Source organism: Stenotrophomonas sp. HMWF023, from assembly GCF_003060985.1.
GTDB lineage: Bacteria > Pseudomonadota > Gammaproteobacteria > Xanthomonadales > Xanthomonadaceae > Stenotrophomonas > Stenotrophomonas lactitubi.
In genome coordinates this window covers 12,208-12,452 of record NZ_QAIJ01000101.1, presented here as the reverse complement: position 1 = coordinate 12,452, position 245 = coordinate 12,208, and the positions used below count along the sequence as shown (strand labels likewise).

General features: G+C 58.0%; 2 tRNA genes. Both read left to right on the top strand.

The annotated features are described in order from the left end of the window. Window position 1 precedes the first annotated feature (1 nt). Window positions 2-77, top strand: a tRNA-Ala gene (locus tag DBR20_RS05200). Window positions 78-126: 49 nt separating this feature from the next. Next, window positions 127-202: transfer RNA gene (locus DBR20_RS05195), tRNA-Glu, on the top strand. The last annotated feature ends 43 nt before the right edge of the window (window positions 203-245 follow it).

Below are 245 nucleotides of genomic sequence, written 5' to 3'. Positions count from 1 at the left end.
TGGGGCCATAGCTCAGCTGGGAGAGCGCCTGCATGGCATGCAGGAGGTCAGCGGTTCGATCCCGCTTGGCTCCACCACTTTCGGCATTAGGCCGTCGAAAGTTCTACAACTTGAAGTTTTTCGTGCGTCCCCATCGTCTAGAGGCCTAGGACATCACCCTTTCACGGTGGCGACCGGGGTTCGAATCCCCGTGGGGACGCCAGTTTCAAAAAGGACCCTGCTCCCAGCAGGAATCCGAAGTTTCA